Source organism: Burkholderia sp. MR1-5-21 (genome assembly GCF_053427715.1).
Map to the genome: position 1 here is coordinate 57,906 of NZ_JBSAXD010000034.1, position 13,342 is coordinate 71,247.

Sequence of the window (13,342 nt, forward strand, 5' to 3'; positions counted from 1 at the left end):
GCATGACGGCGCTCGACCAGGCGCCGGTGGCCGCCGCGCTGATCCGCGCGGCGGATCTCGTTGCGTCGCCGTGGAAGAACGGCGGCGGCGTCACGCGCGAGATCGCCGCGTTCCCCCCCGGCGCCGCGCTCGACGCGTTCGCGTGGCGCGTGAGCGTCGCGGACGTCGCCGCGGCGGGGCCGTTTTCGCGCTTCGAAGGGATCGACCGCACGCTGGTGCTGCTGTCCGGCGCGGGCATGACGCTCGCGGCCGCCGACGGCGCGCGCCACGTGCTCGATGTGCCGCTCGCGCGTGCGGATTTCGCGGGCGAGACGGCGATCGACGCGACGCTGCACGACGGCCCGACGCGCGACTTCAACCTGATGACGCGCCGCGCGACGACGCGCGGGACGGTCGCCGCATGGCGTGCCGGCACGCATCGCGTGGCACGCGCCGACACGGTGCTGCTGTACTGCGCGACGGGCACGGTGCAGGTCGCGCTCGACGGCGCCACCGACGGCGCCACCTTTACGCTGGAAGAAATGGACACGCTGCGGCTCGACGGGCCGCAGCGTGCGTTTGACGTCGCGGTGAGCGGCGACGGCGCGCTGCTCGCCGTGTCGCTTGACGCTACCGATACGAACTGAACGCATGAAACCGACTGTCTGGCATCACCTGAGGCTGTGTCCGCACGGCCATCCCGACGAGACGATCGACGACGCGGCGATTGCCGTCGACGAAACCGGCACGATCGCCTGGCTCGGCGCGTTCTCCGCGCTGCCGCACGGCTATGCGCACTGGACGCGCGAAGACCTGCACGGCGCGTGGGTGACGCCGGGCCTCGTCGATTGCCACACGCACCTCGTGTACGGCGGCACGCGCGCGGACGAATTCGCGCAGCGCCTTGCGGGCGTCAGCTACGAGGAAATCGCGCGGCAGGGCGGCGGGATCGTGTCGACGGTGCGCGCGACGCGCGCGGCCGACGAAACGACGCTGTTCGTGCAGGCCGCCGCACGCCTGCAGCCGCTGCTCGCGGAAGGCGTGACCGCGATCGAGATCAAGTCGGGCTACGGGCTCGACCTCGCGAGCGAGCGCAAGATGCTGCGTGTCGCGCGCCAGCTCGGCGAGCGCTTTCCGGTGACGGTCTGCACGACGTTCCTCGGCGCGCACGCGCTGCCGCCCGAATACGCGGGGCGCGCAGATGCATACATCGACGAAGTGTGCGACCGGATGCTGCCGGCGCTGGCCGACGAAGGCCTCGTCGATGCGGTCGACGTGTTCTGCGAACGCATCGGCTTTTCGCTCGCGCAGACCGAGCGCGTGTTCGACGCAGCGACGCGGCGCGGATTGCCGGTCAAGCTGCATGCGGAACAGCTGTCGAACGCGGGCGGCACCGCGCTCGCCGCGCGCTACCGCGCGCTGTCCGCCGATCACCTCGAATTCCTCGACGAAGCCGGCATCGAAGCGATGAAGGCGGCCGGCACGGTCGCCGTGCTGCTGCCCGGCGCGTACTACTTCATTCGCGAGACGCAGTTGCCGCCGCTCGACCTGCTGCGCAAGCACCAGGTGCCGATCGCGCTCGCGACCGACCACAACCCCGGCACGTCGCCGCTCGAATCGCTGCTGCTGACGATGAACCTCGGCTGCACGCTGTTCCGCATGACGGTGCCTGAAGTGCTGCAGGGCGTCACGCGCCACGCGGCCGCGGCGCTCGGCCGCGCGGACCGGCACGGCGCGCTCGAAGTCGGCCGCCAGGCCGATTTCGCGGTGTGGCCGGTCGGCTCGCTTGCGGAACTCGCTTACTGGATCGGCCGCCCGCTGTGCGAGCAGGTCGTGCGCGGCGGGACGACCGTGTTTCGCCGCACGAACGGATGATGAGACTCACGATGACCGACACGACGTTGTTCGCGGACCATGCCTACCTGCCTGACGGCTGGCGCCGCAACGTGCTGCTGCGCTGGGATGCGACGGGCACGCTGACCGAAGTGACGCCCGACACCGACGCGCCGGCCGGCGTCGCGCGCGCGGCGGGGCCCGTGCTGCCCGGCATGCCGAACCTGCACTCGCACGCGTTCCAGCGGGCGATGGCGGGGCTGACCGAATACCGCGCGAACCCGTCCGACAGCTTCTGGAGCTGGCGCGACCTGATGTACCGCTTCGCGCTGAAGATCACGCCCGAAGCGCTTGCGGCGGTCGCGCGCTGGCTGTACGTCGAGATGCTGAAGTGCGGCTACACGTCGGTGTGCGAATTCCACTACGTGCATCACGCGCCGGACGGCTCGCGCTATCCGCAGATCGCCGAGCTCGGCACGCGCGTGATCGACGCGGCGCGCGCGGCCGGCATCGGCATCACGATGCTGCCGGTGTCGTACCAGTTCGCGGGCTTCGGCAACAAGCCGCCGCGCGACGACCAGCGCCGCTTCATCAACACGCCCGACGGCCTGCTCGAATTGCTCGACGCGATGCGCCGCGTGGCGCCCGAGAACGGCGCGCTGCGCTACGGCGTCGCGCCGCATTCGCTGCGCGCGGTGTCCGAAGCCGGGCTGCGCACGCTGCTCGACGGGCTGCCCGACGATGCGCCCGTGCATATCCATATCGCCGAACAGACGGCCGAGGTCGACGACTGCGTGCGCACGCATGGCGCGCGGCCCGTGCAATGGCTGCTCGATCGCTTCGACGTCGATGCGCGCTGGTGCCTCGTGCACGCGACGCATGTCGACGCGGCCGAGACCCAGGCGCTCGCGAAGCGCCGCGCGGTCGCGGGCCTGTGCCTGACGACGGAAGCGAACCTCGGCGACGGCGTGTTCCCGGCCGTCGACTATCTCGCGCAAGGCGGCGTGATCGGCGTCGGCTCCGACAGCCATGCGTCGGTCGACTGGCGTGCGGAGCTGCGCCTGCTCGAATACGGGCAGCGCCTTGTGCATCGCGCGCGCAACGTGCTCGCGAGCGACACGCAGCCCTACGTCGCGGATCGCCTGTTCGACGCGTCGCTTGCAGGCGGCGCGCAGGCGAGCGGGCGGCGCATCGGCGCGCTGCGCGCCGGCTGCCGGGCCGACTGGCTCGTGCTCGACCCCGATCATCCGGCGATCGCCGAGCACGACAGCGCCGCGTGGCTGTCCGGCGCGGTGTTCGCCGAGCACGGCGACACGCCGGTGCGCGACGTCTATACGGGCGGCGAGTGCGTCGTGCGCGAACGCCGCCATCGCGACGAAGCCGCCGCGTATGCCGATTACCGCGCCGCGCTGGCGCAACTGCTGCGCTGACGCGCGGCACCCGGCGCGTGCCGCGGGGCACGTGCCGTCCGACCGACACGGTGAACCGACATGACCGACCAACCGGCTGTATTCACGCTGAAGCAGGGCACGCTGCCGCTGCTGATCTCGATTCCGCATGCGGGCACGTTCATTCCCGACGACATCGCGGCGATGATGACGCCCGACGCGCGCTTCGTCGACGACTGCGACTGGCACCTCGAACGCCTGTACGGCTTTGCCGTCGCGCTCGGCGCATCGGTGCTCGTGCCGTCGCACGCGCGCTACGTCGTCGACCTGAACCGCCCGCCCGACAACGAGAACCTGTATCCGGGGCAGGACACGACCGGGCTCGTGCCGGTCGACACGTTCGACAAGGCACCGCTCTATCCGGCGGGCGCGTTGCCCGGCAACGACGAGATCATGCGCCGCCGCGACCGCTACTGGCGGCCGTACCACGACGCGCTGCAGGGCGAGGTCGCGCGACTGAAGCGCGAGCACGGCCGCGCGCTCGTGTGGGAGGCGCACTCGATCCGTTCGCACGTGCCGCGCTTCTTCGACGGGCGGCTGCCGGACTTCAACTTCGGCACCGCGAACGGCGCGAGCGCGGCGTCCGGCCTGGCTGAAGCGCTGGCCGAGCGCGTGATCGCGCACGGCGGCTTTACGGCGGTCGCGAACGGCCGCTTCAAGGGCGGCTACATCACGCGTCACTACGGCGTGCCCGACACGGGCGTGCAGGCCGTGCAGCTCGAGCTCGCGCAGATCACCTACATGGACGAGACGCGCCGGTACGCGTACGACGAAGCGCGCGCCGCGCGGGTGTCGCCGCTGTTGCAGACACTCGTCGAAACCGCGCTCGCCTATCGCTGAACGCACGAACGGCGGCACGCGGCGCCGCGCTCCGTATCGCATCGCGTGGCACCGCAACGGGCGGCATCGATTCTGCAGATCGATGCCGCTTTTGCTTTGTTCAGGGTTAATACCGACGCCGACACCGGAAATTTGACGCAATTTCCAGGTGATATAAGCTGAATGTCAGGTAGTGGTCACATCTGCCTACGTCAATCAGTCAGTCGAGTACGATCGTGAAAGCCGCAAGCCCTTCGAAACGCCGGACGCGAAGTCCGTCGGCGGGCGCGCCGCATCGCACCGGTGTTGTCCGGCATGCCGATCGCGGTGCGCGGTCCGCCCAATCCAGCCCGCCTCGCGTCATCGCCATGTCCCGCCGCGGCCTGCGCCGCTTCAATCTCGTGGCCACACGTGCGTTCAGCGCGCTTCAGTGCGACGGTAGCGCGTCGTTGTTGCCCTAGCGTCCTTTGCTTCGTCCGTTCCGGGTCGTACCAGCGTGCCGCACAGCGTCGTGCGTGCGGCGGGGTGGCACACGTGTGTGCGTCGGCGGTACGTGGCGGTTCGCGTGAGCAGCGTTGCGTGCGCTCGCGCACGGGCGCGGCATCGCGTCGCCTGTCGCTGCGAGTCGGCGCTCCGACGCGGGAGGAGGGGCGATGATGCGTCCGCGTCCTGTCGTCGCCGTGACCGCCGATCGCACGATGAGCGGCGCGCATCCGAGCCATGCGGCGGGCGAGAAGTACCTTGCCGCGCTCGTCGATGGCGCTGGCGTGCTCGCCCTCGTGCTGCCCGCGCTCGGCGTGCGCCAGCCGATCGATGCGCTCGTCGCCGCGGTCGACGGGCTGCTGTTTACGGGCAGCTATTCGAACGTCGAGCCGCATCGTTACGGCGGGGCCGCGAGCGCGCCCGGCACGCTGCACGATCCGGCGCGCGATGCGACCGCGCTGCCGCTGATGCGCGCGGCGATCGACGCCGGCGTGCCCGTGCTCGCGATCTGCCGCGGCATGCAGGAGATGAACGTCGTCTACGGCGGCACGCTGCATCAACGGCTGCATGCGACCGAGGGTTTCGCCGACCATCGCGAGCGGCCGTCCGATCCGCTCGAGTCGCAGTACGGCCCCGCGCACGTCGTGCGCTTTGCGGCCAACGGCGTGCTGCAGCGGATCGCGCGCGGCGCGCAGGAAGCGACGGTGAATTCGCTGCACGACCAGGGCATCGCGCGGCTCGGCGCGGGCCTGATCGTCGAGGCGAGCGCGCCCGACGGGCTGATCGAGGCGATCAGCGTGCGCGGGGCACGCGCGTTCGCGCTCGGCGTGCAATGGCATCCGGAATGGCGGTACGCCGAGCAGCCGCTGTCGCGCGACATCTTCGCGGCATTCGGCGCGGCGTGCCGCGCGCGCATGACGCATCGCATCCATGCGGCCTGGCACGGCGACATCGCGCCGCCGGCCGCACCTGACTTCGACTGAGAGAGGCCGATCATGCAACCCGAACTGGGCGAATTCCTGAGGCAGCATCGCATCACCGAGGTCGAGGCGATCATTCCGGACATGGCCGGCATTGCGCGCGGCAAGATCATTCCGCGCAACAAGTTCGAGTCCGGCGAATCGATGCGCCTGCCGCAGGCCGTGATGGTGCAGACCGTCACCGGCGACTACCCGGAAGACGGCACGCTGACCGGCGTCACCGATCCGGACATGGTGTGCGTGCCGGACCCGTCGACGATCTGCCTGGTCCCGTGGGCCGTCGAGCCGACCGCGCAGGTGATTCACGACTGCGTGCACTTCGACGGCTCACCCGTCGAGATCTCGCCGCGCTACGTGCTGCGCCGCGTGCTCGACCTGTACAGGGCGAAAGGCTGGCAGCCGGTCGTCGCGCCCGAGCTCGAGTTCTACCTGGTCGACATGAACGCCGACCCCGACCTACCGCTGCGTCCGCCCGTCGGCCGCACCGGGCGCGCGGAGACGGGGCGCCAGTCGTACTCGATCGAGGCCGTCAACGAGTTCGATCCGCTGTTCGAGGATATCTACGAGTACTGCGACATGCAGGGGCTCGACATCGAAACGCTGATCCACGAAGTCGGTGCCGCGCAGATGGAGATCAACTTCGTGCACGGCGATGCGATGTCGCTCGCGGACCAGGTGTTCCTGTTCAAGCGCACGGTGCGCGAGGCCGCGCTGCGCCACAACATGTACGCGACGTTCATGGCCAAGCCGATGGAGCACGAGCCCGGCTCCGCGATGCACATTCATCAGAGCCTCGCGGATCCGCAGACCGGCATGAACCTGTTCTCCGACGCGAACGGCGACGCGACGCCGCTGTTCCGCAGCTATCTCGCGGGGCTGCAGAAGTACACGCCGGCCTTGATGCCGATCTTCGCGCCGTACATCAATTCGTATCGCCGGCTGTCGCGTTTCATGGCCGCGCCGATCAACGTGCAGTGGGGCTACGACAACCGCACGGTCGGCTTCCGCATCCCGCAGTCGAGCCCCGTCGCGCGGCGCATCGAGAACCGCATTCCGGGCGTTGACTGCAACCCGTACCTCGCGTTCGCGGCGACGCTCGCGGCCGGCTATCTCGGCATCACGCAGCGGCTGGATCCGACCGAGCCGCTCGCGTCGGACGGCTACGACCTGCCGTACCAGCTGCCGCGCAACCTGGAGGAGGGGATCTCGCTGATGGCGGCATGCACGCCGCTCGCCGCGATTCTCGGCGAGAAGTTCGTGAAGGCGTATCTCGCGTTGAAGGAAACCGAGTACGAAGCGTTCTTCCGCGTGATCAGCTCGTGGGAGCGCAGGCATCTGCTGCTGCACGTATGACGCGCGGCGCAGGCCGCGTCGCCCACCCATTCAGGAACCCGGGAGGACAGCATGACCGACCGCCTTGCACATTCGAGCGCCGCGCCGCGCACGACCGCGCAATATCGCGCACTCGACGCCGCGCACCATATCCATCCGTTCTCCGACATGGGCGCGCTCAACCGCGCGGGCAGCCGCGTGATCGTGAAGGCGGACGGCGTCTACCTGTGGGATTCGGACGGCAACCGGATCATCGACGGGATGGCGGGCCTGTGGTGCGTGAACGTCGGCTACGGCCGTGCGGAGCTGATCGACGCCGCGGCGAGCCAGATGCGCGAACTGTCGTTCTACAACACGTTCTTCAAGACGACGCACCCGCCGGTGATCGAACTCTCCGCGCTGCTCGCCGACGTGGCACCTGACGGCTTCAGCCGCTTCTTCTATTGCAACAGCGGCTCGGAAGGCAACGACACCGTGCTGCGCGTCGTGCACCAGTACTGGCGCGTGCAGGGGCAGCCGCGAAAGAAATACGTGATCTCGCGCAGGAACGGCTACCACGGCTCGACGATCGCGGGCGCGACGCTCGGCGGGATGGACTACATGCACGAGCAGATGTCGTCGAAGGTCGAGCATGTCGTGCACATCGACCAGCCGTACTTCTTCGGCGAAGCGGAAGCGGGCATGACGCCCGATGCGTTCGGTCTTGCACGCGCGCGGCAGCTCGAGGCGAAGATCGTCGAGCTCGGCGCGGAGAACGTGGCCGCGTTCATCGGCGAGCCGTTCCAGGGCGCGGGCGGCGTGATCTTCCCGCCGTCGACGTACTGGCCGGAGATCCAGCGGATCTGCCGCCAGTACGACATCCTGCTCGTCGCGGACGAAGTGATCGGCGGCTTCGGCCGTACCGGCGAGTGGTTCGCGCACCAGCACTTCGGCTTCGAGCCTGACCTGATGACGCTCGCGAAAGGACTGACGAGCGGCTATGTGCCGATGGGGGCGGTCGCGCTGCACGACCGGGTCGCGCAGGCGCTGATCGAGCACGGCGAATTCAATCACGGGATGACGTATTCGGGTCACCCGGTCGCGGCGGCGGTCGCGATCGCGAACCTGAAGCTGCTGCGCGACGAAGGGATCGTCGCGCGCGTGAAGCGCGACATCGGGCCGTATTTCCAGCGCCGGCTGCGCGACGCGCTTGGGCGTCATCCGCTCGTCGGCGAGATCGCCGGCGAGGGACTCGTCGCGGGCGTTCAGCTTGCGCGCGATCCGGCGCGGCGCGTGCGATTCGACAACGGCGGCGAAGTCGGCATGATCTGCCGCGACTTCTGTTTCAACGGCAACCTGATCATGCGCGCGACCGGCGACCGGATGCTGCTGTCGCCGCCGCTCGTGATCGGCGAGGGCGAGGTCGACGAGATCGTCGAGAAGGCGACGCGCGCGTTCGATGCGACGGCGCAGCGGCTGGGCGTCTGAAGCGCATGCGGCGCGGTCATGCGTTTGCCGCGACGGACCGGGCCACGCCGCAAACGATTACGCGATCGGGAATCACGCGAGCGCGAAATGCTCTTGCTCGAATGCCATCACGAGTTCGACCGACGATGCGACGTCGATCTGGCCGGTTTCGATGACGATGTCCGGATTGACGGGCACCTCGTAGGGATCCGAGATGCCGGTGAACCGGCTCGTCTGGCCGGTGATCGCCTTGGCGTAGAGCTGCTTGGGATCGCGCGCGGAACACGTCGCGATATCGATCTTCAGGTAGATCTCGACAAAGCGGTCAGGGCCGATGATCTGACGCGCCCGCTGCCGGTCGGCTTCATAAGGCGAGATCAGCGCGACGATCGCCGTGATGCCCTGCGCATTGAGCAATTTCGCGATTTCGGCGGTGCGCCGGCAGTTTTCGGCGCGCCCTTCGCGCGTGAATCCGAGGTCGGGCGAGACGCCGGCGCGCAACTCGTCGCCGTCGAGGATGCACGCGGGAATGTTGCGCGCGCGCAGGCGCGCGGCGATTTCCTGCGAGAGCGTGGACTTGCCTGAGCCGCTCAGACCGGTGAGCCACAAGGTATGGGAACTGGGTGTTGTCATGTGTATGTCAGTCCGAATCCGTGCCGGTCACGACGAAACGCGTTCGTGCAAGTTGAAAGGACGGCGGCGCAGCTTCGGTCGGCCGGTATTGTCGGCCGATTCTATGCATCCGGATTCCGGCGAATGTTACACAACAATTACCGATCATTACATGACGGGCTGAATATCTTGAAATTCGAAAGAATTACCGTGGTCGACATGAAATATTTGCCGGGTCGGCGCTGCTGGCACAGGCTGCCGCGACTGTCGTGATGTCGACGAACTTTCGATGATCGCACAACAGGCATGACAAACGTCGCGTCGAGCGGGGGATAGCGTTCGACACGCTCCGCGTTTGCGGATCAGCCATTCGGGTGTGAGCTGGCTGCAGCTGCTGGCGCCCGTCATGGCCATGTTGCGGTCGACTTCCTCGCGCAGCAGACGGATTGCGTGCGCGACACCCGCTTCGCCTGCCACGGCCGCGGCGTAATTGAAGGGCCGTCCGATGAACACCATGCGGGCGCCCAGCGCCAGCGACTTCAGCAGATCCGCGCCTCGGCGAAAGCCGCGGTCGATCATCACCGGGTAATGTTCGAAGTGAGGTTCTCGGGGCCGAGAAATGGCCGAGAAATGGCTGAGAAAAGAAAAAGGCCCTCGGCTTGCGCCTGAGGGCCTTTGTTCTTTCGGGCTTCACACACCGATGAATCCTGGTGGGCGGTACTGGGATCGAACCAGTGACCCCTGCCGTGTGAAGGCAGTGCTCTACCGCTGAGCTAACCGCCCGAAGAAGATGAAATTATGTCAGAGCTTTTCGGGTTCGTAAAGCACTTTCTGCAAATTTTTTTACTGACCTTCGCACAAGTCCGTCAGCTGCCCGCGGACGGCTCGATCAGGTCGAGGATCGACCCGTCGCGCTTGAGCGTCGCGAGCACGATGCTCGAATTGATCGACATCACGCCCGTCGCGCGGTGCAGCTTGTTGATCACGAAATCGGAATAGTGGTCGAGGTCGCGTGCCCGCACCATCAGCACGTAGTTCGATCCCCCCGTGACGATCTGCGCGGACACCACCTCCGGCCACTGCCGGATCGCGTCGACGAAGCGGTCGTGCCACTCGGGCTCGTCCGGCCGCATCGACACGTGCACGAGCGCCTCGAACGCGACCCCGACCGCCTTCGGCTCGATCGCGCAGCGGTAGCCCGAAATCGCGCCGCGCTCCTCGAGCAGTTTCACGCGCCGCAGGCACGCGGACGGCGACAGCGCGACGGCGTTCGCGAGGTCCTGGTTGCTGATCCGTCCGTCCCGCTCGAGCTGCCGCAGGATCCGCATGTCGGTTCGGTCGAGGTGCATATCGCAGATTCCGTGGAATTTTCAGATGGGTCCCGCAGACTCTACTGCAAACGGCGCGAATCGTCACCGAAATGTGAAGCTCATTCTATTTCGTCCTCGATAACATGCCGCCAATACGTCAGCTGCGTGCCGACCGCGCGTCGACCGCGCCGCCGGATGAGCGAGTGTCGCCGGCCGGTCACGCCGAATGCTGCGACACCCGCGGCAAAACGCGCGACGCCTTCCAACCCCAATCGTCATTCCGTCATGTTCGATCACATTCCCGCCTATCCGGGCGATCCGATCCTGTCGCTGTTCCAGGCATTCCAGCAGGACGCGCATCCGCACAAGGTCAATCTCAGCATCGGCCTCTATTACGACGATGCGGGCAAGATCCCCGTGCTCGACAGCACGCGGATCGCGGCCGAGCGCTTGCGCGCCGCCGGCGCGCCGCACACCTACCTGCCGATGGAAGGGCTCGCCGCTTACCGGCAGGGCGTGCAGCGCCTCGTGTTCGGCGCCGACTGCGCGGCGCTGGCGCAAGGGCGCATCGCGACGCTGCAGACGCTCGGCGGGTCCGGCGCGATCCGGCTCGGCGCGGAGTTCATCAAGCGTTATTTCCCGGACAGCGCGATCTGGATCAGCGATCCGACCTGGGACAACCACCGCGTGATCTTCGCGGCGGCGGGTCTCGACGTGCACACGTATCCGTACTATGACGCGCAGACCAACGGCCTTTGCTTCGACGCGATGCTCGCGACGCTCGACGCGCTGCCCGCGCGCAGCGTCGTGCTGCTGCAGCCGTGCTGTCACAACCCGACGGGCCTCGACCTGAGCCGCGACGCGTGGCGCGCGGTGATCGACGTGCTCGCGCGGCGCCGGCTGATTCCGTTCCTCGACATGGCCTACCAGGGCTTCGGCGACGGTCTCGCCGACGACGCATGGGCCGTGCGCGCGCTGACCGACGCCGGGCTGCCGGTGATCGTCGGCAACTCGTTCTCGAAGAACTTCTCGCTGTATGGCGAGCGCGTCGGCGGCCTGTCGGTCGTCTGCGCGAGCGCGGGCGAGGCGGCGACCGTACTGAGCCAGATGCAGGCCGGCGTGCGCCGCACCTATTCGAGCCCGCCGCTGTTCGGCGCGCAGCTGGTCGCGACGGTGCTGAACGACGACGCGCTGCGCGCGCGCTGGGAAGACGAGGTCGCCGGCGTGCGCGCGCGCATCAAGCGGATGCGCGGCGCGCTGAAGGCGCGGCTCGATGCGCGGCTGCCTGGCCGCGCGTTCGACGCGCTCGTCACGCAGCGCGGGATGTTCAGCTACACGGGCATCGGCGCGGCCGACGTCGACCGGCTGCGTGAAGTGCACGGCGTGTATCTGCTGCGCTCGGGCCGCATGTGCATCGCGGGCCTGAACGACGCGAACGTCGACCACGTCGCGAACGCGATCGCCGACGTGCTCGGCGCCATGCGCGATGCGGCCTGACCGGATCGCTCGACACCAGAAACGGAGCACACGATGCCAGAACTGATTCCGGTCGACCTGCCGAAGCTCGGCCAGCCGTTTTCATGGGCGACCCGCGCGGGCGGCCTGATGTTTACGGGCCACGGCCCGGTCGACGCGGCCGGCGCGATTGCCGGCGACACGATGAGCGATCAGGCGCGCCTCACGTTGTCGAACCTCGCGAAGGCGGTGGCGGCCGCCGGCGCGACGATGGACGACATCGCGCAGGTGCTCGTCTACCTGTCCGACGTGAAGGACATGCCCGAATTCGATGCCGAATACCGGCGTCATTTCCGCGAGCCGTACCCGAACCGTACGTGCGTCGGCGTGCAGGGCTTCGCGCATCCGGCGATGCGCGTCGAGCTCGTCGCCTACGTCGCGCTGCCGCAACGCGCCTGACCGTCGCGCGCCGATCGCGCCGACATCACCACGAGATCACCACCACAACAAGAGGTTTGGAGGAGTACATGAAGAAGCAGCATCAATTCGCACTGCATATGATGGCGGGCCTGTTCGCATCAGGCGGCGCGATGGCGCAAAGCAGCGTCACGCTGTACGGGATCGTCGACCAGAGCGTCCGCTACACGACACACGCGGACGCGTCGAACGACGCGAGCGTGCAGATGACCAACGGCGCGATCACGAACAGCCGCTGGGGCCTGAAGGGCAGCGAGGCGCTCGGCGGCGGGCTGAAGGCGATTTTCCAGCTCGAAAGCGGCTTCGAGCCGCAGAACGGGCAGCTCGACGGTGCGCTGTTCGGCCGCTATGCGTACGTGGGCCTGTCGAGCGACTGGGGAACGGTCAAGCTCGGCCGGCAGGCGACCGAGGCATTCAACCTGTTCGGCGATCTCGATCCGCTGACGGTCGGCAACTACACGGCGAACATGTGGCCGTACTTCCTCACGCAGGGCCGCGCGAGCAACGCCGTCAGCTACGACGGCACGTTCGGCGGGCTGAACGTCGGCGCGAGCTACGGCTTCGGCGGCGTCGCGGGCAGCATGAGCGCGAACGCATACTGGGGTACGCACGTGTCGTACACGCTGGGCGGGCTGATGGTCGGCGCGACCTATCAGCAGGTGCGGGACGCGAACAGCCGCGCGCAGCAGGCGTGGGGCGCGGGCGCGCGCTACGCGTTCGGCGCGGCGACGCTGTACGCGGGCTATCTCGGCGGCATCGACCGTACGGGCGTGCTCGACGAGGCGCTGCTGAACGCGCCGAACCGGCAGGTGGCCTACGGCTCGTTCGCCGACAACCCGCGCCGCGACCGGATCTTCTACACGGGCGCGAATTATCAGTTCACGCCTGCCGTATCGGTGACGGGCGTGGTCTACTACGACGACATCAGGGACGTGAACGGCGTCGCCGGCAACGGTGGCAAGCGCTACACGGGCGTGCTGGAAGCCGAGTATGCGCTGTCGAAGGCGACGCAGGTCTATGCGACGGTCGACTACAACAAGGTGTCGGGCGGCGCGTTCACCGAGATGCCGGGCCGCGGCAACCAGACGGGCGTCGCACTCGGCCTGCGCCACATGTTCTGAACGCGCGGTGCGTGGCGCATGGCGGCCGGTCCGTCAGGCGTCGCGCG

General features: G+C 68.1%; 12 protein-coding genes, 1 tRNA gene and 1 pseudogene. 10 read left to right on the forward strand and 4 right to left on the reverse strand.

Annotated elements, in window-relative coordinates; all coding sequences use genetic code 11:
• The first annotated feature begins 2 nt into the window (after positions 1-2).
• The 7 genes from ACV229_RS33285 to ACV229_RS33315 all read left to right on the forward strand — a co-directional run bounded on the left by ACV229_RS33285 (position 3) and on the right by ACV229_RS33315 (position 8,341).
• Complete coding sequence (locus ACV229_RS33285; protein WP_448087339.1) at positions 3-626, forward strand: HutD/Ves family protein; 624 nt, start codon at positions 3-5, stop codon at positions 624-626.
• 4 nt (positions 627-630) lie between these two features.
• Positions 631-1,854 carry an imidazolonepropionase gene (hutI, locus tag ACV229_RS33290; RefSeq protein ID WP_448087340.1) on the forward strand — a complete coding sequence of 408 codons (1,224 nt, stop codon included), beginning with the start codon at positions 631-633 and terminating at the stop codon, positions 1,852-1,854.
• Between the two features lie 11 nt (positions 1,855-1,865).
• Complete coding sequence (locus ACV229_RS33295) at positions 1,866-3,242, forward strand: formimidoylglutamate deiminase (protein ID WP_448087341.1); 1,377 nt, start codon at positions 1,866-1,868, stop codon at positions 3,240-3,242.
• A 60-nt stretch (positions 3,243-3,302) separates the two neighbouring features.
• Positions 3,303-4,100 carry an N-formylglutamate deformylase gene (gene hutG / locus ACV229_RS33300; RefSeq protein ID WP_448087342.1) on the forward strand — a complete coding sequence of 266 codons (798 nt, stop codon included), beginning with the start codon at positions 3,303-3,305 and terminating at the stop codon, positions 4,098-4,100.
• Between the two features lie 635 nt (positions 4,101-4,735).
• Positions 4,736-5,545, forward strand: coding sequence for a gamma-glutamyl-gamma-aminobutyrate hydrolase family protein (locus tag ACV229_RS33305; RefSeq protein WP_448087368.1), 810 nt, complete (start codon positions 4,736-4,738; stop codon positions 5,543-5,545).
• A gap of 12 nt (positions 5,546-5,557) precedes the next feature.
• Positions 5,558-6,895 carry a glutamine synthetase family protein gene (locus ACV229_RS33310; RefSeq protein ID WP_448087343.1) on the forward strand — a complete coding sequence of 446 codons (1,338 nt, stop codon included), beginning with the start codon at positions 5,558-5,560 and terminating at the stop codon, positions 6,893-6,895.
• A gap of 51 nt (positions 6,896-6,946) precedes the next feature.
• Positions 6,947-8,341 carry an aspartate aminotransferase family protein gene (locus ACV229_RS33315; protein WP_448087344.1) on the forward strand — a complete coding sequence of 465 codons (1,395 nt, stop codon included), beginning with the start codon at positions 6,947-6,949 and terminating at the stop codon, positions 8,339-8,341.
• A gap of 72 nt (positions 8,342-8,413) precedes the next feature.
• Here ACV229_RS33315 and cysC read toward each other — a convergent pair whose 3' ends face one another.
• From cysC to ACV229_RS33335, 4 genes and pseudogenes are all read right to left on the reverse strand, one after another.
• Positions 8,414-8,953 carry an adenylyl-sulfate kinase gene (gene cysC / locus ACV229_RS33320; protein WP_448087345.1) on the reverse strand — a complete coding sequence of 180 codons (540 nt, stop codon included), beginning with the start codon at positions 8,951-8,953 and terminating at the stop codon, positions 8,414-8,416.
• 330 nt (positions 8,954-9,283) lie between these two features.
• Positions 9,284-9,520: pseudogene (locus tag ACV229_RS33325) on the reverse strand (alpha-hydroxy-acid oxidizing protein); the annotation flags it as partial.
• Between the two features lie 120 nt (positions 9,521-9,640).
• Positions 9,641-9,715 (reverse strand) — tRNA-Val (locus ACV229_RS33330).
• 83 nt (positions 9,716-9,798) lie between these two features.
• Entirely contained in the window at positions 9,799-10,281 is a 483-nt protein-coding gene (locus tag ACV229_RS33335) for an Lrp/AsnC family transcriptional regulator (RefSeq protein WP_448087346.1), read from the reverse strand.
• 246 nt (positions 10,282-10,527) lie between these two features.
• Between ACV229_RS33335 and ACV229_RS33340 the strand changes: the two genes are divergently transcribed.
• The 3 genes from ACV229_RS33340 to ACV229_RS33350 all read left to right on the forward strand — a co-directional run bounded on the left by ACV229_RS33340 (position 10,528) and on the right by ACV229_RS33350 (position 13,295).
• Entirely contained in the window at positions 10,528-11,739 is a 1,212-nt protein-coding gene (locus ACV229_RS33340; RefSeq protein ID WP_448087347.1) for an amino acid aminotransferase, read from the forward strand.
• Positions 11,740-11,772: 33 nt separating this feature from the next.
• Positions 11,773-12,156 (forward strand): RidA family protein, encoded by a 384-nt coding sequence (locus ACV229_RS33345; RefSeq protein WP_448087348.1) that lies wholly within the window; start codon positions 11,773-11,775, stop codon positions 12,154-12,156.
• Between the two features lie 68 nt (positions 12,157-12,224).
• The gene (locus ACV229_RS33350) at positions 12,225-13,295 is read left to right on the forward strand and encodes a porin (RefSeq protein ID WP_448087349.1); all 1,071 of its coding nucleotides are present in this window, start codon (positions 12,225-12,227) and stop codon (positions 13,293-13,295) included.
• Positions 13,296-13,342 lie beyond the last annotated feature (47 nt).